We start from the raw sequence: 19,823 nt of genomic DNA, 5'->3' as shown, positions 1-19,823 counted from the left end.
ATACAGGTCAGCGACAACGACAGGCACAATGCCTAAATTCGGAATCAAAAAATATGTGTGGAATTGTTGGCGCTATCGCGCAGCGTGATGTAGCTGAAATCCTTCTCGAAGGTTTACGTCGTCTGGAATATCGTGGTTATGACTCTGCAGGTCTGGCCGTTGTCGATGCTGAAGGCAATATGACTCGCCTGCGTCGTCTGGGTAAAGTGCAGATGCTAACTGCTGCAGCGGAAGAACATCCGCTGCATGGCGGTACCGGTATCGCTCATACCCGTTGGGCGACCCACGGAGAGCCTTCAGAAGCGAACGCGCATCCCCATGTTTCTGAACACATTGTCGTGGTGCATAACGGCATCATTGAAAACCATGAACCGCTGCGTGAACTGCTGAAAACGCGTGGTTACACCTTTGTTTCTGAAACCGATACCGAAGTGATTGCTCACCTGGTGCACTGGGAGCTGGAACAGGGTGGGACGCTGCGTGAAGCCGTACTGCGTACTATTCCGCAACTGCGCGGTGCCTACGGGACGGTGATCATGGATACCCGTAGCCCGGAAACGCTGCTGGCGGCTCGTTCTGGTAGCCCGCTGGTGATTGGTCTGGGTATGGGTGAAAACTTTATTGCTTCCGATCAGCTGGCGCTGCTGCCGGTAACCCGTCGCTTTATCTTCCTGGAAGAGGGTGACATCGCGGAAGTGACCCGTCGTTCGGTCTCTATTTTCGACAAGTCTGGCGCGGAAGTGAAACGTCAGGATATCGAATCGAATCTGCAATATGACGCGGGCGAAAAAGGTATTTATCGCCACTACATGCAGAAAGAGATCTACGAACAACCGAATGCGATTAAAAATACACTGACCGGGCGCATTAGCCACGGTGAAGTGGATTTAAGCGAGCTGGGTTCGCGTGCTAATGAGCTGCTGTCTCAGGTTGAGCATATCCAGATTATCGCCTGTGGCACGTCATACAACTCCGGTATGGTGTCCCGCTACTGGTTTGAGTCGCTAGCCGGTATTCCTTGTGATGTCGAAATCGCTTCTGAATTCCGCTATCGCAAATCTGCCGTGCGTCGTAACAGCCTGATGATCACCCTTTCCCAGTCTGGTGAAACGGCGGATACCCTGGCGGGTCTGCGTTTGTCTAAAGAGCTGGGCTATCTGGGCTCGCTGGCTATCTGTAACGTACCGGGGTCCTCTCTGGTGCGTGAATCCGACCTGGCGATGATGACCAATGCCGGTACCGAAATCGGTGTGGCCTCCACGAAAGCCTTTACCACTCAGTTGACCGTTCTGCTGATGCTGGTGGCTAAGCTGTCTCGTCTGAAAGGTCTGGATGCGTCTATTGAGCAAGAGATCGTTCATGGTCTGCAGGCGCTGCCGAGCCGTATTGAGCAGATGCTCTCCCAGGATAAACGCATTGCCGCTCTGGCGGAAGGTTTCTCTGACAAGCACCATGCGCTATTCCTGGGCCGTGGCGATCAGTATCCGATTGCGCTGGAAGGCGCGCTGAAGCTGAAAGAGATCTCTTATATTCACGCTGAAGCTTATGCCGCAGGCGAACTGAAGCACGGTCCGCTGGCGCTGATCGATGCCGATATGCCGGTTATCGTGGTCGCACCGAACAACGAACTGCTGGAAAAACTGAAATCCAACATTGAAGAAGTTCGTGCCCGCGGCGGTCAGCTGTACGTCTTTGCCGATCAGGATGCTGGCTTTACCAGTAGCGAAAACATGCACATCATCGAGATGCCGCATGTGGAAGAGGTGATTGCACCGATCTTCTACACCGTTCCGCTGCAACTGCTGGCGTATCACGTGGCGCTGATTAAAGGCACCGACGTGGACCAGCCACGTAACCTGGCGAAGTCGGTTACCGTGGAATAAGCCGAACCTCGCTGAACTGAAAATGCCCTGCTTAAAGCGGGGCATTTTTTTTAGCTTGTTCTGTTTTTAATCAATTATCCCGCCTGTTTTATGTGACAAACCGTCATCTTCAGCTACTGTTTTCAGTGTCATAAAAAGAAAATTTTGCCGAAATATGATTGTCACATAATCGATTAACCTTATGTTTTTATATAATTTTTAATTGTTCCTGACGCATTATTTTTTATTGTCATAAAACTGTCATATTTCGTACATTTAACTGTCACCTGTTTGTCCTATTTTGCTCACAGTAGCAACTCAAACAACAATTTACGAAAACCGTGCAGGAGACATTATGAAAGTTATGCGTACCACTGTCGCAACTGTTGTCGCCGCGACCTTATCCATGAGCGCGTTCTCTGCCTTTGCCGCAGCGAGCCTGACAGGTGCAGGTGCAACTTTTCCTGCGCCAGTGTATGCCAAATGGGCAGATACCTATCAGAAAGAGACTGGTAGCAAAGTAAACTACCAGGGTATCGGCTCCTCCGGTGGTGTAAAACAAATCACTGCGAATACCGTTGATTTCGGTGCCTCAGATGCGCCGCTGTCTGACGAAAAACTCAATCAAGAAGGCTTGTTCCAGTTCCCGACCGTGATCGGCGGTGTGGTGCTGGCGGTGAATATCCCTGGCCTGAAATCCGGCGAGCTGGTGCTTGACGGTAAAACGCTGGGCGACATCTACCTGGGTAAAATTAAGAAGTGGGATGATGAAGCCATCACCAAACTGAACCCAGGTCTGAAACTGCCTTCGCAGAACATCGCCGTTGTGCGTCGTGCTGACGGTTCCGGTACTTCCTTCGTCTTCACCAGCTACCTGGCAAAAGTGAACGAAGAGTGGAAATCTAAAATTGGTTCCGGTTCTACCGTTAACTGGCCGACCGGTCTGGGCGGTAAAGGTAACGACGGTATCGCCGCATTCGTCCAACGTCTGCCTGGCTCAATCGGCTACGTTGAGTACGCTTACGCTAAGCAGAACAATCTGGCGTACACCAGGCTGGTCTCTGCTGATGGCAAACCGGTAAGCCCGACCGAAGAGAACTTTGCTAACGCCGCGAAAGGCGCTGACTGGAGCAAAACCTTCGCGCAGGATCTAACCAACCAGAAAGGTGACGATGCGTGGCCAATCACTTCCACCACCTTCATCCTGGTGCATAAAGAGCAGAAGAAACCTGAGCAGGGCGCTGAAGTGCTGAAGTTCTTCGACTGGGCGTACAAAAATGGCGGCAAACAGGCTAATGACCTGGATTATGCCAGCCTGCCGGACAGCGTGGTTGAGCAGGTTCGTGCTGCATGGAAAACCAACGTGAAAGACAGCAGCGGTAAAGCGCTGTACTAATAGAATATCTTTGACGAATTGGCGGATGGCGCTACGCTTATCCGCCCTACGGTTTCTACCGTAGGCCCTGAGTGTAGGCCGGATAAGCGTAGCGCCATCCGGCATGGGCAACTTAGTAAACGCGTTTAACTTAAAGAGTGATTTATGGCTGCAACAAAGCCTGCTTTTAACCCACCGGGTAAAAAGGGTGACATGATATTCAGCGCGCTGGTAAAACTGGCTGCGCTGATTGTGCTATTGATGTTGGGTGGCATCATTGTCTCTCTGGTTATCTCCTCCTGGCCAAGCATTCAGAAATTTGGTTTCTCCTTCCTGTGGACTAAAGAATGGGATGCGCCAAACGATATCTACGGTGCATTAGTCCCGATTTACGGTACGCTGGTCACCTCGCTTATCGCACTGCTGATTGCCGTTCCGGTGAGTTTCGGCATTGCTTTGTTCCTGACTGAACTTGCGCCCGGCTGGCTGCGTCGCCCGCTGGGTATCGCAATTGAGCTGCTGGCGGCAATTCCAAGTATCGTGTACGGCATGTGGGGCCTGTTTATCTTTGCTCCGTTGTTTGCGACTTATTTCCAGGAACCGGTCGGTAACATCCTTTCCAACATTCCGTTTGTTGGCGCGTTGTTTGCTGGTCCGGCGTTTGGTATTGGGATTCTGGCTGCGGGCGTGATCCTCGCTATCATGATTATTCCTTACATTGCGGCGGTTATGCGCGATGTGTTCGAACAAACGCCGGTGCTGATGAAAGAGTCAGCCTACGGCATCGGTTGTACCACCTGGGAAGTTATCTGGCGCATCGTCCTCCCGTTCACCAAAAATGGCGTGATCGGCGGCGTGATGTTGGGTCTGGGTCGCGCACTTGGCGAGACCATGGCGGTGACCTTTATCATCGGTAACACCTATCAGCTCGACAGTGCATCGCTGTATATGCCGGGCAACAGTATTACCTCTGCGTTGGCGAATGAATTTGCCGAAGCGGAATCAGGTCTGCACGTTGCCGCGTTGATGGAGTTGGGCCTGATTCTGTTTGTGATCACCTTCATCGTTCTGGCTGCGTCTAAGTTCATGATCATGCGCCTTGCGAAGAACGAGGGGGCACGCTAATGGCTACGCTTGAAATGCAAAACACCACTGCGCTTGCGGAATCCCGCCGTAAAATGCAGGCGCGCCGCCGCCTGAAGAACCGTATCGCCCTGACGCTCTCTATGGCGACCATGGCGTTCGGTCTGTTCTGGCTTATCTGGATCCTGATGTCCACGATTACCCGTGGTATCGACGGTATGTCGCTGGCGCTATTCACCGAAATGACGCCGCCGCCGAATACAGCTGGTGGTGGTCTGGCGAACGCTCTGGCCGGTAGCGGACTGTTGATTCTGTGGGCGACCGTGTTTGGTACCCCGCTGGGTATTATGGCGGGCATCTACCTGGCTGAGTACGGACGTAAGTCCTGGCTGGCTGAGGTCATCCGTTTTATCAATGACATCCTGCTTTCTGCGCCATCAATCGTGGTGGGTCTGTTCGTTTACACCATTGTGGTAGCAAAAATGGAACACTTCTCCGGCTGGGCAGGCGTTATCGCGCTGGCGCTGCTGCAGGTACCCATTGTTATTCGTACTACAGAGAACATGCTCAAACTGGTGCCGGACAGCCTGCGTGAAGCCGCCTATGCGCTGGGTACGCCGAAGTGGAAGATGATTTCTGCGATCACCCTGAAGGCGTCTGTCTCGGGCATTATTACAGGTGTCCTGCTGGCTATTGCGCGTATTGCCGGTGAAACGGCTCCGCTGCTGTTTACATCGCTCTCCAATCAGTTCTGGAGTACCGACATGATGCAGCCTATCGCCAACCTGCCGGTCACTATCTTTAAGTTTGCGATGAGCCCGTTTGCTGAGTGGCAGCAACTGGCCTGGGCTGGGGTACTGATTATTACCCTGTGCGTACTGCTGCTGAACATTCTGGCGCGCGTTATTTTCGCGAAGAAGAAACACGGTTAATTTTTACGGCGTGGCTGATGCGGCGCCGGATGAGGAATAGATTGAAATGAGTATGGTTGATACTGCCCCGGGTAAGATTCAGGTTCGTGATTTGAACTTCTACTATGGCAAATTCCATGCCCTGAAGAACATCAACCTGGATATTGCTAAAAACCAGGTTACGGCGTTTATCGGGCCGTCAGGCTGTGGTAAATCGACGCTGCTTCGTACGTTCAACAAAATGTTTGAGCTGTACCCGGAACAGCGTGCAGAAGGTGAAATCCTGCTGGATGGCGACAATATTCTCACCAATACCCAGGATATCGCGCTGCTGCGTGCCAAAGTGGGGATGGTATTCCAGAAGCCGACGCCGTTCCCGATGTCCATCTACGACAACATCGCGTTTGGCGTGCGTCTGTTTGAGAAACTCTCTCGTGCGGATATGGACGAGCGTGTGCAGTGGGCATTGACCAAGGCCGCATTGTGGAACGAAACCAAAGATAAATTACACCAGAGTGGGTACTCTCTCTCTGGTGGTCAGCAGCAGCGTCTGTGCATTGCGCGTGGCATCGCCATTCGCCCGGAAGTGCTTCTGCTGGATGAGCCATGTTCAGCGCTCGACCCGATCTCTACCGGGCGTATCGAAGAGCTGATCACCGAGCTGAAAGAGGATTACACCGTTGTTATCGTGACCCACAACATGCAGCAGGCGGCACGTTGTTCCGATCACACGGCATTTATGTACCTGGGCGAGTTGATTGAGTTCAGCAACACGGACGATCTGTTCACCAAGCCCGCGAAGAAACAAACTGAAGACTACATCACCGGTCGTTACGGCTGATTCAGGAGCTTGTTGTGGATAACCTTAACCTAAATAAACATATTTCCGGCCAGTTCAACGCAGAGCTGGAAAGCATCCGTACCCAGGTGATGACCATGGGCGGCATGGTGGAGCAGCAGCTTTCTGATGCGATTACCGCCATGCATAACCAGGACAGCGAGCTGGCGAAGCGCGTCATTGAAGGCGATAAGAACGTCAACATGATGGAAGTGGCGATCGACGAAGCCTGCGTGCGTATCATTGCCAAACGTCAGCCGACCGCCAGCGACCTGCGCCTGGTGATGGCGATTATCAAAACCATCGCTGAGCTGGAGCGTATTGGCGACGTGGCGGACAAAATTTGTCGCACCGCGCTGGAGAAATTCTCGCATCAGCATCAGCCGCTGCTGGTCAGCCTGGAATCACTGGGCCGCCACACTGTGCAGATGCTGCATGACGTGCTGGATGCGTTTGCGCGTATGGATCTGGACGAAGCGGTACGTATTTATCGTGAAGATAAGAAAGTTGACCAGGAATATGAAGGCATCGTGCGTCAGCTGATGACCTATATGATGGAAGACCCGCGTACTATCCCAAGCGTGCTTACCGCGCTGTTTTGCGCCCGTTCCATCGAGCGTATCGGTGACCGTTGCCAGAATATCTGCGAATACATTTTCTACTTCGTGAAGGGACAAGATTTCCGTCATGTAGGTGGTGATGAGCTGGATAAGCTGCTGGCGGGGAAAGATCCGAAAGAGTAATAAAAACGTAGAAAATAGGCCGGATGAGCGTCAGCGCCATCCGGCATTTCAGTTAACGCGTAATATTCCATCCGCGCGCTTTCCACAATTCCGGCAACTGGGCCAAATCGGTAAAAGTCGTCACTTTTGGATGATCGATCGGTTTGTTGTGCGGATCGGCGCAGAAATAGAATACTTCCATTCCCGCCGCAATCCCCGCCTGCGCGCCGGCACTGGAATCATCGACCAGAATGCAGTTCTCAACGTTGACGTCCATCGCTGTTGCCGCATGGAACATCAGGTCCGGATCGGGCTTCCAGCGTTGGATATCGTAACCGCTGAACAATAAATCAGGAAAATGGTGCAACATGCCCAGCTTACCCAGCGAATGCTGCATTTTACTGACCGGACCGTTAGAGACTACGCACATGGGCACTGTCATACTGTCCAGTAGCGCATTAGCGCCAGCGATCACCTCCAGTTCCGTATCGAACAGACGTGCGACCTCAGCGCGGTAAACCGGTTCTAAATCAGCTCTTGCCAGTTCGACACCGTGCTCTTCGTTGATAATGTCGATGATCTCGTACAGCTTTACCCCTTTGAAGCGTTTAAAAATTTCTTCAAGATCGAGCGTAATGCCGAACGCCTGGAACATGCTGACATACGCGCGAGAACAAATCACTTCACTGTCAACAAGGGTACCGTCACAGTCAAAAAATACGGCTTCTATCTGGGACATGTCATTTCCATTTTAACAAGTTTAACGTTTTCGTAATGCATTATTGGGCCACGCAATCGTTGCCGTATAAGCAAAATCAATGAAAAAAGTTGCTCATAACCCAACCCTATTGTCGCATTTTGGTATAGGATAGCGACGAATTTTCCCTCCTTGTTCGGAAATTGATAATGAGTCAACAACACACAACCCAGGCTTCTGGCCAGGGGATGCTGGAACGCGTGTTCAAACTGCGCGAACATGGCACGACGGCACGGACCGAAGTGATCGCCGGTTTAACGACCTTCCTGACGATGGTGTATATCGTTTTTGTTAACCCGCAAATTCTTGGCGTAGCTGGCATGGATACCAGCGCCGTCTTTGTTACCACCTGTCTTATTGCTGCTTTTGGTAGCATCCTGATGGGCCTGTTTGCCAACCTGCCGGTCGCACTTGCGCCTGCTATGGGCCTGAACGCATTCTTTGCTTTCGTGGTCGTCGGCGCGATGGGCCTCTCCTGGCAGATTGGTATGGGCGCTATCTTCTGGGGCGCGGTAGGTTTGCTGCTGCTGACAATTTTCCGCGTACGTTATTGGATGATTGCAAATATCCCGGTTAGCCTGCGCGTGGGGATCACCAGCGGTATTGGTCTGTTCATCGGCATGATGGGGCTGAAAAACGCTGGTGTTATCGTGGCGAACAAAGACACGCTGGTGTCCATCGGCAACCTGACGTCTCACAGCGTGCTGCTCGGTATTCTGGGCTTCTTTATTATCGCGATTTTGGCGTCACGCAACATTCATGCGGCGGTGCTGATCTCCATCATTGTGACCACGTTACTGGGCTGGATGCTGGGCGATGTGCATTACAACGGTATCGTCTCTGCGCCACCGAGCGTGATGTCCGTTATTGGCCATGTCGATCTGGCCGGTTCGTTTAATATTGGCCTGGCGGGGGTGATTTTCTCATTCATGCTGGTCAACCTGTTCGACTCCTCCGGTACGCTGATTGGCGTTACGGATAAAGCCGGTCTGGCGGATGCGAAGGGCAAGTTCCCGCGTATGAAGCAGGCGTTGTATGTAGATAGCGTGTCATCTGTTACCGGCGCGTTTATCGGTACTTCTTCTGTTACCGCGTATATTGAATCTTCTTCCGGGGTTTCTGTCGGCGGACGTACCGGTCTGACAGCCGTGGTCGTTGGCCTGCTGTTCCTGCTGGTTATCTTCCTGTCGCCGCTGGCGGGAATGGTGCCGGGCTATGCCGCGGCCGGTGCGCTGATTTACGTCGGTGTGCTGATGACATCAAGCCTGTCGCGCGTGAAGTGGGATGACCTGACAGAAGCGGTTCCTGCGTTTATTACCGCCGTGATGATGCCGTTTAGCTTCTCGATTACCGAAGGTATCGCGCTGGGCTTTATTTCCTACTGCGTGATGAAAATCGGGACCGGACGTTTGCGCGATCTCAGCCCGTGCGTCATCGTTGTCGCGCTGCTGTTTGTACTGAAGATTGTGTTTATCGACGCGCACTGATCGCTGTTTATTTGGTTTTAGAAAGACAAGCCCGGCAAATCGCCGGGCTTTTTCGTTTACGCTTTCACGCGCTGAATGTAGTCGCCAAATGCGGTCAGTTGACCGGTCAGATGGTCCAGCGTGCTTTGGTCGATTACTTCACCCGTCTGCGGATCCACCTTGTTCTGAATGACCCCGCCCATAAATTCCGGCTTGTTCATCACCATGGCGTCGAGGAACACCAGGATCTGACGAAGATGGTACTGACAGCGCGCGCCGCCAATAGCGCCCATTGAGCTGGTCTGAATCAGCACCGGCTTGCCAGATAATGGCTGATCGGGCAGGCGGGACAGCCAGTCGATGGCGTTTTTCAGTCCGCCAGGAACAGAATAGTTATATTCCGGTGTCACAATAACAACACCATCAGCTTTCCTTATTTGCTCTGCCAGCGCTTCTACGCTGGCCGGGAAGCCTTCTTCCTGCTGGAGGTCGGCATCGTACAGCGGGATATCACCAATCGACGGTAACGCGCTCACTTCCATTCCTGCGGGCGCAATTTTAGGCAGCGTGCGGGCAACCATGCCGTTAAACGAACCTTTGCGCAGACTTCCCAGTAACGTAACAACATTCAATGTTTCAGACATGGTGACTCCTGTTTCATCATGAAGGTTAAATCAGTTAAGCGTATGGCTTTTCGCTGCGCATAATTGAGAGAACCGGATCAGACGACCCGTTGGCTCATTGGCGCGAGTCTGGATATCAGGCAAACTTTTCCAGTCCTGTTTACCATCAAACTCCCAAACCTTGAGTTTTTCAATGGTTGGCGTAACCGCAACCGACCACACCAGCACATCTTCCGCATCGCAAATGGCTTCCACCTGCGCAACATGGGCACATTTCAGACGTCCTGCGCCGGGTAAAAGCTGGAGTTCGCGCGGATCGTCATTACACACATCGCCAGTGAGTTTGAGAACGCTCTGGCGCAACGTAATGAGCTGCGCACGCGCTTCGTTTGGGTCGTTTTGGTTATTGATCCACAGGTTTTCGTTACTGGAGAAGCGCCAGGTTTGTGTTGAATTCGGATTGTGAAAACCCCGTGTCGCTCGCTGAAGCTCCATATCCAGGCCGCAAACACCTTCTGTTGTCAGCGCAACGCCAACGATATTTCCAGCATAAGAAATCGAAAATCCCGGCAGGTTTTTATCGCGAAAAACGGGCTTACCTTTCGCCTCAGTAACAATCTCAGGCAACGTGCTGGTGCCGTAAAGCATGAACATCAGTTCTGCGAGAAGGCTTCGGGAGGCCAGGAAACGTGTTCGGCGGTGAGCGGGTAGATTTCTTGCTTCAATGTGACATGGAGTAGGGAGACGAACTGAAACCAGGTGTCCCTCCGTAAGAATCCCTCTGGCAAAATGTGTCGCCATTTTTCGCTCCGTGATTAATGGTCCGTTATTATTACCAGAGTAACATTTACACGGCGTTCAGGCAGGTTTTACGGGCTAAAAAATAAACGGAAATGGAATACATTACGCGACATTTACATTTCTGTTGCCAGAATGGTCATTTAAGCAACACTCTGGCGGCGGATCGTCAGGACATATCGCGATACAACGCCTTGATCGTGTCTTTCAGCCAGACGATCTTCGGATTATGGCTGTTACGTTTATGCCAAAGGAGAGTGAACGGTACGCGCATTTTCTCTAACTGTGCAGCATCAAATGGCATAGGACGCGCCACTAGCGGAAGCTGGTGGAGTTTGTTATAACGCTGACAATAGACCGGCGCGGTGGCTATCAGCGCATGATCCGGCTGGGCGGCCATAAACAGCGACTGCTCAAAACCAGGCAGGCATAACGCGATATTGCGTGTGCGCCCCATCTCCTGAAGCACATCGTCCAGCGCCCAGGTATCGCTTTGCTCCCAGCTAATACTGATGTGGGGATAGCGCAGAAATGTGTCCAGACTCCACTCTTCCTGCAATGCCGGATGATCTTCACGTAGCCAGACGCAAGGGAGATCGGAAAACAACACTTCATGGTCGATCGACAACGGCAGTAGGCTCAGCAGTTCTCGCGAACGCGGATGGCTTTCGCGACCGGTGAAGCCGATATCCACCTCGCCGCGAATAATCGCATCCAGCGAATCATAGTCCCAGTTGCGTATTTTGATTGTCGCCTGGGGATAACGCTGATAGATCTGCCGGGAGAGGGCGTTGAACATGATCATTACCAGCGGCGTTTCGGCCACCAGATCAAACTTCAACCCGCGCGGAGCCTCATGGTGCGGCTTATCCAGCAATTGATTGCTCATCTGCATCCACTCTGCCAGATTCTGCTCCATGCTGACCATTAACGGCGTCGGCGTAAGTCCCAGCGGGGTGTTTACAAACAACGGGTCGTCAAACCAGGTCCGCAGTTTCGACAGCGACTTACTGACCGCCGACGGCGTGACGTTCATCCGTTTGGCGGTTTTGGTAACGCTGCGTTCCTGCATCAATAACTGCAGGCACAGCAACAAATTAAGATCGAGACTGCTGAGGGATTTCTTCATGAGTTGGCGCGGACCGGTTGGGGGCAACAGTGATAATCAGCATGATACTCACTATGCTACAGCCAATCAGAATCCCGATCAGCATATTCAGCGCATCAAGGCCGAGGACCGCTGCCAGCCAAATCCATAACGATGAGCCACAAACCTGCGCAATACCTAACGCCGAGCTGGCAACCCCTGCCCGCAGCGAGAACGGCCCCAGCGCCTGACTCATGGCGACACCAAAACCAACCGAGAACCCGGCGCAGATTAAGGTCAGCCCAAACAGCGTCACCGTATGCGAGCTGGCGAGAGTTAACACTACGCCCGCAGCCAGAAACAGCACCTGCGAGGTCAACATCAGAACGCGAGGCTTAAACACGCTCAGAGCAAATGGTGTGGAGAAAGAGACCGCCATACTGATACCTGCGGTCATGGCCATTGTGGTGGCGTACTCGCCGCGGTCGAAGCCCATCACTTCCATTAGCAACACCGGAGAGGTATTCACGAAGGTCAGGATCACCGACACGCTGAGAGTGGTAATGGCCAGACGGCTTAAGAAAAAACGGTTCACCAAAGACTCGTTGGCGTGGTTCTTTGGTATAGACGCCGTGAGGGTCGCTGGGCGTGATTCTCGCAGGATAAATACCGACAGCAAGCATACGACCACACCCATACCGATCATCGTGTAGAACAGGCTTTGCCACGGGTATTTGAGCATAATCAGATGCCCCATCACCGGAGCCAACACTGGTACGATACAGGTGATTCCGTTCAACAGCGACAGCACTTTTGCCCGGCGTCGATCGTCGAGCGTATCGCGCAGAATAGCGAAGGCCACCACATAGCAGCAGCCTGCGCCCACGCCCTGAATAAAGCGGCCTACCAGGAATGGCGTTCCGCTCTCGGCAAAAGAACACAGTGCGGAGGCGAAAATAAAGATGAGGGCGCCGACAATAGCGACCGGTTTACGTCCTGACTGGTCGGCGACTTTTCCGGCGAAAAGCATCGCCGTCGCCATTCCCGCCAGATAAACCGAAAACGCGATATGCAGTTGCGCCTCGCTGGCCTGTAGATCGGCCGCAATGCGAGGCAGTCCCACCAGATACATATCAATACCGGCGGGATAAAGTAGAACCAAGGCAAAACTACAGATTAGAAAGCGTGTCATAGCGACCTCATAAGGAATGTGGCGCTAAGGATACGGGCAGAGAGTCAACTGCACGAGTTGCCATTTGGACAACAGTGTTTTCCTTATGGGAAATTATTGTTGCAGGACGGGAGCGTAAACACCTTCTCCAGACTACGGGGCCTGTAGACCCGGTAGGCATCGCGCCACCGGGCAACACACGTTACTTACCGATACAGAAGCTGGAGAAAATCCGTCCCAACAGATCGTCGGAGGTAAATTCACCGGTAATCTCACTGAGGTTTTGCTGAGCCAGACGTAGCTCCTCTGCCAGCAATTCTCCGGCCCATGCTCCGAGCAGTTGGGCTTTGCCCTGCTCGAGATGCTCCGCCGCTTCTGCCAGCGCCTGTAGGTGACGACGACGCGCCAGGAAGCCGCCTTCCATATTGGTTTCAAAGCCCATGCTCTGCTTGAGATGGTTGCGCAGCACGTCTACGCCTTCCCCGGTACGTGCGGAGAGACGAACCAGTGAGTGGCCATTTACTTCGCTAAGACCCAGCGTTTCACCGGTAATATCCGCTTTGTTACGCACCACGGTAATAGGCAATTTGGCGGGCAGACGGGCAATAAAGTCCGGCCAGATCTCCGCCGGGTCGGTAGCGTCGGTGGTGGTGCCATCAACCATAAACAGTACGCGATCGGCCTGTTCGATTTCTTGCCATGCGCGTTCGATCCCAATGCGTTCCACTTCATCGTTAGCGTCGCGCAGACCGGCGGTGTCGATGATGTGCAGCGGCATGCCGTCGATATGGATATGCTCACGCAGTACGTCGCGGGTGGTGCCGGCGATGTCGGTGACAATGGCGGCTTCGCGGCCTGCCAGCGCGTTCAGCAGGCTTGATTTCCCGGCGTTCGGGCGACCAGCAATCACGACCTTCATCCCTTCGCGCAGCAGGCTGCCCTGACGCGCTTCGGCACGTACGGCATCAAGGTCGCTGATAACGCTATTGAGCTGCGCTTCAATCTTGCCGTCAGACAGGAAGTCGATTTCTTCATCCGGGAAATCAATCGCCGCTTCTACGTAGATGCGCAAGTGAGTGAGTGCTTCCACAAGATGATTTACCCGTGCGGAAAAGGCGCCCTGCAACGAGTTCAGCGCCGAGCGAGCCGCTTGCTCCGAGCTGGCATCGATCAGGTCGGCAATCGCCTCGGCCTGGGCTAAATCGAGCTTATCATTGAGAAATGCGCGCTCGGAGAATTCACCGGGTCTGGCAATGCGCAATCCGGGAATGGTCAGAATACGTTTGAGCAGCAGATCAAGAATCACCGGGCCGCCGTGACCCTGCAGCTCTAAAACGTCTTCACCGGTAAAGGAGTTTGGGCCGGGAAACCACAGGGCAATGCCTTGATCCAGCGCGCTGCCATCCGCGTCTTTAAACGGCAGATAATCGGCATAACGCGGTTTTGGCAGTTTGCCCAGCACGGTTTCTGCGACCTCGCGCGCTTTCAGGCCGGAGATACGCAGGATACCCACGCCACCACGTCCCGGAGGGGTGGCCTGAGCGACGATGGTGTCGTTATGGCTCATGATATGTCTCTTTGTGATGCAATAAAAAAGGCGGTCTAATGACCGCCCTTTACGTTATGTTCCGTTTGCCGGATGGCGGCTTCGCCTAATCCGGCCTACACCGAATCAGGAGTTTTTCTTCTCGCGGCTATGCAGCCCACGCTTCTCCAGACCACGGTAAATCAGCTGCTGCTGAATAATGGTTACCAGGTTGCTGACGATATAGTACAGCACCAGACCTGACGGGAACCACAGGAAGAACACGGTGAAGATGACCGGCATAAAGGTCATGATCTTCTGCTGCATCGGGTCGGTCACGGTGGTCGGAGACATCTTCTGAATGAAGAACATCGTCACGCCCATCAGGATCGGCAGGATGTAGTACGGGTCCTGTGCAGAGAGGTCATGGATCCACAGAGCGAACGGCGCATGACGCAGTTCAATGGAGCCCATCAGCATGTAGTACAACGCCAGGAAGATTGGCATCTGGATGATCAGCGGGAAGCAGCCGCCCAGCGGGTTAACCTTCTCAGCTTTGTACAGGGCCATCATTTCCTGGCTCTGACGCTGTTTGTCATCGCCCAGACGCTCACGCATAGCCTGAATCTTCGGCTGCAGCATACGCATCTTCGCCATGGAGGTGTATTGCGCTTTGGTCAGCGGGTACATGATGCCACGAACGATAAAGGTGATAACGATGATGGAGAAGCCCCAGTTACCCAGGAAGCTATGGATCCACTTCAGCAGTTTAAACAGCGGCTGAGAGATGAACCACAACCAGCCGTAATCCACGGTCAGATCCAGGTGCGGTGCAACGGCCGCCATTTTGTCCTGAATTTCCGGGCCGACCCACAGGGTGCTGGTCATCGCGCCAGTCTGGCCTGGCTGCACCAGTACCGGCTGAGATTTATAGCCGATAGCGGCAATGCCGTTACCCAGGTTAGCGGTGTAGAAGTTGTTGGTGCCGTCGTTACGCGGAACCCATGCCGTTGCGAAATACTGTTGCAGCATTGCGACCCAACCGTCTTTAGCGTTGACGTTCAGGTTTTCGTTTTCAGCAATGGTGTCGAATTTGTATTTCTCATACTTCTCATCCGGCGTGGAGTACGCCGCGCCACGGAAGGTGTGCAGCGCAAAGTTGCTGCTACCGGTGTCGCGATGAGATGGCAGATTGATGGATTGCTTCAGCTGACCAAAGGTGGAGATTTCCAGCGGTTTCTCGCCGGCGTTCTGCACGCTGTAGTTAACGTTGACAGCATATTCACCACGCTTGAGGACAAACGTTTTAGTGAACGTGTTACCCGCTGCGTCAGTATAGGTCATCGGGATCTGCAGTTCGTTCTGACCGTCTGCCAGTACAAATGCGTCTTTTTCGACGTTGTACAGCGGACGTGGGCCGTTAGCCGGGTTATCCGGGCCGTCACGACCTGTCAGGCCACTCTGTGCCTGGTAGATGAACTGTGGCGTGGTTTCCAGTAACTGGAACGGTTCGGTAGAACCAAGTTCTTTCGGGTAAGCTGGCAGCGAAGCCTGTTCCACATCACCACCACGGGTGTTGATGGTCAGATCAAGCACGTCAGTCTTAACCGTAATCAGTTTCCCTTGGCCACTGGCCGGTACGCCCTGGTCTGCGGCGCTACCCGCTGCGGTGGTCGTTGTCTGCGTGGTCTGTTGGGCCTGAGGTTGCGGGTTTTTATCCTGCTCCCAGGCTTGCCAGATCATGAAAGACACGAACAGCAAAGCGATGACTAAAAGATTGCGTTGCGAATCCATCGTTAGTGTTCTCTGGTATCAAATGGTCCGGGCGGGACGGGATCGTCACCACCAGGGTGTAAAGGGTGGCATTTTAATACGCGTTTCACCGTCAACCAACTGCCTTTTATCACTCCAAACCTGCGCAATGCCTCAATTCCGTAGCTCGAACAGGTTGGAGTGAAACGGCAATGCGGCCCAAGCAGCGGACTGATCAGGCGTTGATAGACCCGAATGAGGGCTATCAGGACCCGCGAGCCAGGCGACAATGGCGACGCCATAATTTTTCCAACGCTTCCGAGAGAGCACGGTTATCGAGGTCAGCAACCCCTTTTTTCGCCACCACCACGAAATCCATTGCGGGAAGTTCGTGCTGACGTAAACGGAAGCTTTCACGCGTCAGACGTTTAATCCGATTGCGTTCATGCGCACGTTTAACATTTTTCTTGGCGACGGTAAGACCGATACGGGGATGCCCCAGCGAATTCAGGCGGCCGAGGATGGTGATTTGCGGCGTGCCAGCCCGTTGTGGCTGCTGGAAGACGAATGTGAAATGAGTGGGAGTTAACAAACGTAACTCCCTGGGAAATGCGAGCTTAACCACTCAGGGGCTAGCTTTTATTACTTAGAAACGGTCAGACGAGAACGGCCTTTAGCACGACGACGTGCCAGAACCTGACGACCATTTTTATTAGCCATACGAGCACGGAAGCCGTGAGAACGGTTGCGCTTCAGTACAGACGGTTGAAAAGTGCGTTTCATGGCGATTTCTACCTAAACTTGAATAAATTCACTGACTTTTGCGTATACCCGAACGAGTTTCGAACGACTTACGCCACAGTGTGGGTGATTAAAGAGGCCGGATTGTAATAATTGTACACTCCGGAGTCAATTCTCTTTCCTTATTTCCCGCTTTTTTCCACAAGGTTTTGTGTGTAAAACAGGCAGCGTTGACGCCGTAAGGCGACCGTTACTCGCTGGGGGTAAGAATTATACGGGCTGGTGGATAAAGCGCAAGGATCGCCCGGGATCTTTATTAGATCGTTTAAGCAGTAAAGCATCTTTACTCATTAATTTTTTCAATATGCGCGCTAAAACCTGCAGCACTTCTCCAGGATCGTTTACACTTAGCCGATTCTGGATCATCCTGTGGATAAATCGGGAAGAATCTGTGAGAAACAGAAGATCTCTTTCTCAGTTTACGCTATGATCCGCGGTCCCGATCGTTTCAATGGATCCTGATCGGGTAAAATTGCAGATAGCAATTCGCACGTCACCCTTTGCATAGGGTCTTGTCGATGTGCGTCAACAATCATGAATGTTTCAGCCTTTGTCATTTATCGACTTTTGTTCGAGTGGAGTCCGCCGTGTCACTTTCGCTTTGGCAGCAGTGTCTTGCCCGATTGCAGGATGAGTTACCAGCCACAGAATTCAGTATGTGGATACGCCCGTTGCAGGCGGAACTGAGCGATAACACGCTGGCTTTGTATGCGCCAAACCGTTTTGTGCTCGATTGGGTAAGGGACAAATACCTTAATAATATTAATGGATTACTAAATAACTTCTGCGGAGCGGATGCCCCACAGCTGCGTTTTGAGGTCGGAACTAAACCCGTCACGCAAACGCTGAAGACGCCGGTGAACAACGTTGTCGCGCCTGCCCATGTGGCGCAACAGGTACAACCGCAACGTGCTGCTCCGGCGGCGCGTCCAGGCTGGGACAACGTCCCGGCTCCGGCAGAACCTACCTATCGCTCTAACGTCAACGTCAAACATACGTTTGATAATTTCGTTGAAGGTAAATCTAACCAACTGGCGCGCGCGGCGGCACGTCAGGTGGCGGACAACCCTGGCGGCGCCTACAATCCGTTATTCCTTTATGGTGGTACGGGTCTGGGTAAAACCCACCTGTTGCATGCTGTCGGTAACGGCATTATGGCGCGTAAACCGAACGCGAAAGTGGTGTATATGCACTCCGAGCGTTTCGTGCAGGACATGGTTAAAGCTCTGCAAAACAATGCGATCGAAGAGTTTAAACGCTACTACCGCTCCGTCGACGCGCTGCTGATCGATGACATCCAGTTCTTTGCCAACAAAGAGCGCTCGCAGGAAGAATTCTTCCACACCTTCAACGCCCTGCTGGAAGGTAATCAGCAGATCATCCTGACGTCGGATCGTTATCCGAAGGAGATCAATGGCGTTGAAGATCGACTGAAATCCCGCTTTGGCTGGGGGCTGACTGTTGCGATCGAACCGCCTGAGCTGGAAACCCGCGTGGCGATCCTGATGAAAAAAGCTGACGAAAACGACATTCGTCTGCCGGGTGAAGTGGCGTTCTTTATTGCCAAGCGTCTACGCTCTAACGTGCGTGAACTGGAAGGCGCACTGAACCGCGTGATCGCCAACGCCAATTTTACCGGCCGGGCGATTACCATCGATTTCGTGCGCGAAGCGCTGCGCGATCTGCTGGCTTTGCAGGAAAAGTTGGTCACCATCGACAATATTCAGAAGACGGTGGCGGAGTATTACAAAATCAAAATTGCGGATCTGCTGTCAAAGCGTCGATCTCGCTCGGTAGCTCGTCCGCGCCAGATGGCGATGGCGCTGGCAAAAGAGCTCACTAACCACAGTCTGCCGGAAATTGGCGACGCGTTTGGTGGGCGTGACCATACTACCGTGCTTCATGCCTGCCGCAAGATTGAGCAGTTGCGTGAAGAAAGCCATGATATTAAAGAAGATTTCTCCAATTTAATCAGAACATTATCTTCGTGACGCTATGAAATTTACCGTTGAACGTGAACATTTATTAAAACCGCTTCAGCAGGTCAGCGGCCCGCTGGGTGGACGTCCTACACTGCCGATCCTCGGAAACCTGCTGCTGCAGGTCGCTGACGGTGCGCTTTCTCTGACTGGTACCGATCTCGAAATGGAGATGGTGGCGCGCGTGGCGTTGATCCAGCCTCATGAACCTGGTGCTACTACCGTTCCGGCGCGTAAATTCTTCGACATTTGCCGCGGATTGCCGGAAGGCGCGGAAATTGCCGTTCAACTGGAAGGCGACCGCATGCTGGTACGCTCTGGTCGCAGCCGTTTCTCGCTGTCCACGCTGCCTGCCGCCGACTTCCCTAATCTGGATGACTGGCAGAGCGAAGTCGAATTCACCCTGCCGCAGGCCACGATGAAGCGCCTGATTGAAGCCACGCAGTTTTCGATGGCGCATCAGGACGTGCGTTACTACTTAAACGGCATGCTGTTTGAAACCGAAGGGGAAGAGCTGCGTACCGTGGCGACCGACGGTCACCGTCTGGCGGTTTGTTCAATGCCTGTCGGTCAGCCGTTGCCCAGCCATTCGGTGATCGTACCGCGTAAAGGCGTGATTGAACTGATGCGTATGCTCGACGGCGGTGACAACCCGCTGCGCGTGCAGATTGGCAGCAACAACATTCGTGCGCACGTGGGCGATTTCATCTTCACCTCCAAGCTGGTTGATGGCCGTTTCCCGGATTATCGCCGCGTATTGCCGAAGAATCCGGACAAACATCTGGAAGCCGGTTGCGATATCCTTAAACAGGCGTTTGCCCGTGCGGCAATTCTTTCTAACGAGAAATTCCGCGGCGTGCGTCTGTATGTCAGCGAAAATCAGCTCAAAATCACCGCCAACAACCCGGAGCAGGAAGAAGCAGAAGAAATTCTGGATGTCTCCTATCCTGGTACAGAACTGGAAATCGGTTTTAACGTGAGCTACGTGCTTGACGTTCTGAACGCCCTGAAGTGCGAGAACGTGCGTATTTTGCTGACCGATTCCGTATCGAGCGTACAGATTGAAGATGCCG

20 protein-coding genes are annotated in these 19,823 nt (G+C 53.0%); 9 read left to right on the top strand and 11 right to left on the bottom strand.

Features of this window, described 5'->3' with window-relative positions; genetic code table 11:
• Nucleotides 1-53: 53 nt before the first annotated feature.
• The 6 genes from glmS (at nt 54) to phoU (ending at nt 6,812) form a co-directional block, all read left to right on the top strand.
• Complete coding sequence (gene glmS, locus JSN25_RS05860; protein ID WP_038635767.1) at nt 54-1,883, top strand: glutamine--fructose-6-phosphate transaminase (isomerizing); 1,830 nt, start codon at nt 54-56, stop codon at nt 1,881-1,883.
• 334 nt (nt 1,884-2,217) lie between these two features.
• Nucleotides 2,218-3,258 (top strand): phosphate ABC transporter substrate-binding protein PstS, encoded by a 1,041-nt coding sequence (pstS, locus tag JSN25_RS05855; protein ID WP_038635764.1) that lies wholly within the window; start codon nt 2,218-2,220, stop codon nt 3,256-3,258.
• A gap of 144 nt (nt 3,259-3,402) precedes the next feature.
• On the top strand, nt 3,403-4,362 hold the full coding sequence (gene pstC / locus JSN25_RS05850; protein ID WP_038635761.1) for a phosphate ABC transporter permease PstC: 960 nt from the start codon (nt 3,403-3,405) through the stop codon (nt 4,360-4,362).
• Nucleotides 4,362-5,252, top strand: a complete 891-nt coding sequence (pstA, locus tag JSN25_RS05845; protein ID WP_003827037.1) for a phosphate ABC transporter permease PstA — start codon at nt 4,362-4,364, stop codon at nt 5,250-5,252. Before pstC ends, pstA begins: the two co-directional genes overlap by 1 nt.
• Before the next feature lie 46 nt (nt 5,253-5,298).
• Complete coding sequence (pstB, locus tag JSN25_RS05840; RefSeq protein ID WP_003023821.1) at nt 5,299-6,072, top strand: phosphate ABC transporter ATP-binding protein PstB; 774 nt, start codon at nt 5,299-5,301, stop codon at nt 6,070-6,072.
• Nucleotides 6,073-6,086: 14 nt separating this feature from the next.
• Nucleotides 6,087-6,812 carry a phosphate signaling complex protein PhoU gene (gene phoU / locus JSN25_RS05835; RefSeq protein WP_038635754.1) on the top strand — a complete coding sequence of 242 codons (726 nt, stop codon included), beginning with the start codon at nt 6,087-6,089 and terminating at the stop codon, nt 6,810-6,812.
• 52 nt (nt 6,813-6,864) lie between these two features.
• Here the strand turns inward: phoU and yieH are convergent, their stop codons facing one another.
• Complete coding sequence (yieH, locus tag JSN25_RS05830; protein WP_038635752.1) at nt 6,865-7,530, bottom strand: 6-phosphogluconate phosphatase; 666 nt, start codon at nt 7,528-7,530, stop codon at nt 6,865-6,867.
• A gap of 167 nt (nt 7,531-7,697) precedes the next feature.
• Between yieH and adeP the strand changes: the two genes are divergently transcribed.
• Entirely contained in the window at nt 7,698-9,035 is a 1,338-nt protein-coding gene (gene adeP / locus JSN25_RS05825) for an adenine permease AdeP (protein ID WP_006687753.1), read from the top strand.
• Nucleotides 9,036-9,091: 56 nt separating this feature from the next.
• Here adeP and JSN25_RS05820 read toward each other — a convergent pair whose 3' ends face one another.
• The 10 genes from JSN25_RS05820 to JSN25_RS22425 all read right to left on the bottom strand — a co-directional run bounded on the left by JSN25_RS05820 (nt 9,092) and on the right by JSN25_RS22425 (nt 17,062).
• The gene (locus JSN25_RS05820; protein ID WP_003023832.1) at nt 9,092-9,658 is read right to left on the bottom strand and encodes an NADPH-dependent FMN reductase; all 567 of its coding nucleotides are present in this window, start codon (nt 9,656-9,658) and stop codon (nt 9,092-9,094) included.
• A 30-nt stretch (nt 9,659-9,688) separates the two neighbouring features.
• Nucleotides 9,689-10,438 (bottom strand): 4'-phosphopantetheinyl transferase family protein, encoded by a 750-nt coding sequence (locus JSN25_RS05815; protein ID WP_069323648.1) that lies wholly within the window; start codon nt 10,436-10,438, stop codon nt 9,689-9,691.
• 166 nt (nt 10,439-10,604) lie between these two features.
• Nucleotides 10,605-11,564: an HTH-type transcriptional regulator YidZ gene (gene yidZ / locus JSN25_RS05810; RefSeq protein ID WP_204525523.1), complete on the bottom strand. Its 960-nt coding sequence runs from the start codon at nt 11,562-11,564 to the stop codon at nt 10,605-10,607.
• On the bottom strand, nt 11,533-12,714 hold the full coding sequence (locus JSN25_RS05805) for an MFS transporter (RefSeq protein WP_204525522.1): 1,182 nt from the start codon (nt 12,712-12,714) through the stop codon (nt 11,533-11,535). The genes yidZ and JSN25_RS05805 overlap by 32 nt, the downstream gene beginning before the upstream one ends.
• A gap of 181 nt (nt 12,715-12,895) precedes the next feature.
• Nucleotides 12,896-14,260: a tRNA uridine-5-carboxymethylaminomethyl(34) synthesis GTPase MnmE gene (mnmE, locus tag JSN25_RS05800; RefSeq protein WP_121529748.1), complete on the bottom strand. Its 1,365-nt coding sequence runs from the start codon at nt 14,258-14,260 to the stop codon at nt 12,896-12,898.
• Nucleotides 14,261-14,365: 105 nt separating this feature from the next.
• Nucleotides 14,366-16,012 carry a membrane protein insertase YidC gene (gene yidC / locus JSN25_RS05795; RefSeq protein ID WP_006687746.1) on the bottom strand — a complete coding sequence of 549 codons (1,647 nt, stop codon included), beginning with the start codon at nt 16,010-16,012 and terminating at the stop codon, nt 14,366-14,368.
• A 2-nt stretch (nt 16,013-16,014) separates the two neighbouring features.
• Nucleotides 16,015-16,272, bottom strand: a complete 258-nt coding sequence (gene yidD / locus JSN25_RS05790; RefSeq protein WP_003023846.1) for a membrane protein insertion efficiency factor YidD — start codon at nt 16,270-16,272, stop codon at nt 16,015-16,017.
• The gene (rnpA, locus tag JSN25_RS05785) at nt 16,236-16,595 is read right to left on the bottom strand and encodes a ribonuclease P protein component (protein WP_003844432.1); all 360 of its coding nucleotides are present in this window, start codon (nt 16,593-16,595) and stop codon (nt 16,236-16,238) included. Before rnpA ends, yidD begins: the two co-directional genes overlap by 37 nt.
• A 17-nt stretch (nt 16,596-16,612) precedes the next feature.
• A complete protein-coding gene (gene rpmH, locus JSN25_RS05780; RefSeq protein WP_003023858.1) occupies nt 16,613-16,753 on the bottom strand; it encodes a 50S ribosomal protein L34 in 141 nt (46 codons plus the stop codon).
• A 228-nt stretch (nt 16,754-16,981) separates the two neighbouring features.
• On the bottom strand, nt 16,982-17,062 hold the full coding sequence (locus JSN25_RS22425) for a hypothetical protein (RefSeq protein ID WP_420867109.1): 81 nt from the start codon (nt 17,060-17,062) through the stop codon (nt 16,982-16,984).
• A 296-nt stretch (nt 17,063-17,358) separates the two neighbouring features.
• Here JSN25_RS22425 and dnaA point away from each other — a divergent pair, with 296 nt between their 5' ends.
• Both dnaA and dnaN read left to right on the top strand, forming a co-directional pair.
• Nucleotides 17,359-18,762, top strand: a complete 1,404-nt coding sequence (gene dnaA / locus JSN25_RS05775) for a chromosomal replication initiator protein DnaA (RefSeq protein WP_003827078.1) — start codon at nt 17,359-17,361, stop codon at nt 18,760-18,762.
• A 4-nt stretch (nt 18,763-18,766) separates the two neighbouring features.
• A partial coding sequence (dnaN, locus tag JSN25_RS05770) for a DNA polymerase III subunit beta (RefSeq protein ID WP_204525521.1) occupies nt 18,767-19,823 on the top strand: 1,057 nt, incomplete at its 3' end.

This window comes from Citrobacter cronae, from assembly GCF_016893685.1.
Classification (GTDB): Bacteria; Pseudomonadota; Gammaproteobacteria; order Enterobacterales; family Enterobacteriaceae; genus Citrobacter; species Citrobacter werkmanii.
The sequence above is the reverse complement of the archived record's forward strand: the minus strand, read 5'-3'. Positions and strand labels throughout refer to the sequence as shown.

Excerpts from the sequence above, each read along its gene's own strand:
- glmS (WP_038635767.1), top strand. The coding sequence starts at position 54 with ATGTGTGGAATTGTTGGCGCTATCGCGCAGCGTGATGTAGCTGAAATC.
- pstS (WP_038635764.1), top strand. The coding sequence starts at position 2,218 with ATGAAAGTTATGCGTACCACTGTCGCAACTGTTGTCGCCGCGACCTTA.
- pstC (WP_038635761.1), top strand. The coding sequence starts at position 3,403 with ATGGCTGCAACAAAGCCTGCTTTTAACCCACCGGGTAAAAAGGGTGAC.
- pstA (WP_003827037.1), top strand. The coding sequence starts at position 4,362 with ATGGCTACGCTTGAAATGCAAAACACCACTGCGCTTGCGGAATCCCGC.
- pstB (WP_003023821.1), top strand. The coding sequence starts at position 5,299 with ATGAGTATGGTTGATACTGCCCCGGGTAAGATTCAGGTTCGTGATTTG.
- yieH (WP_038635752.1), bottom strand. The coding sequence starts at position 7,530 with ATGTCCCAGATAGAAGCCGTATTTTTTGACTGTGACGGTACCCTTGTT.
- adeP (WP_006687753.1), top strand. The coding sequence starts at position 7,698 with ATGAGTCAACAACACACAACCCAGGCTTCTGGCCAGGGGATGCTGGAA.
- JSN25_RS05820 (WP_003023832.1), bottom strand. The coding sequence starts at position 9,658 with ATGTCTGAAACATTGAATGTTGTTACGTTACTGGGAAGTCTGCGCAAA.
- JSN25_RS05815 (WP_069323648.1), bottom strand. The coding sequence starts at position 10,438 with ATGGCGACACATTTTGCCAGAGGGATTCTTACGGAGGGACACCTGGTT.
- yidZ (WP_204525523.1), bottom strand. The coding sequence starts at position 11,564 with ATGAAGAAATCCCTCAGCAGTCTCGATCTTAATTTGTTGCTGTGCCTG.
- JSN25_RS05805 (WP_204525522.1), bottom strand. The coding sequence starts at position 12,714 with ATGACACGCTTTCTAATCTGTAGTTTTGCCTTGGTTCTACTTTATCCC.
- mnmE (WP_121529748.1), bottom strand. The coding sequence starts at position 14,260 with ATGAGCCATAACGACACCATCGTCGCTCAGGCCACCCCTCCGGGACGT.
- yidC (WP_006687746.1), bottom strand. The coding sequence starts at position 16,012 with ATGGATTCGCAACGCAATCTTTTAGTCATCGCTTTGCTGTTCGTGTCT.
- yidD (WP_003023846.1), bottom strand. The coding sequence starts at position 16,272 with ATGGCGTCGCCATTGTCGCCTGGCTCGCGGGTCCTGATAGCCCTCATT.
- rpmH (WP_003023858.1), bottom strand. The coding sequence starts at position 16,753 with ATGAAACGCACTTTTCAACCGTCTGTACTGAAGCGCAACCGTTCTCAC.
- JSN25_RS22425 (WP_420867109.1), bottom strand. The coding sequence starts at position 17,062 with ATGAGTAAAGATGCTTTACTGCTTAAACGATCTAATAAAGATCCCGGG.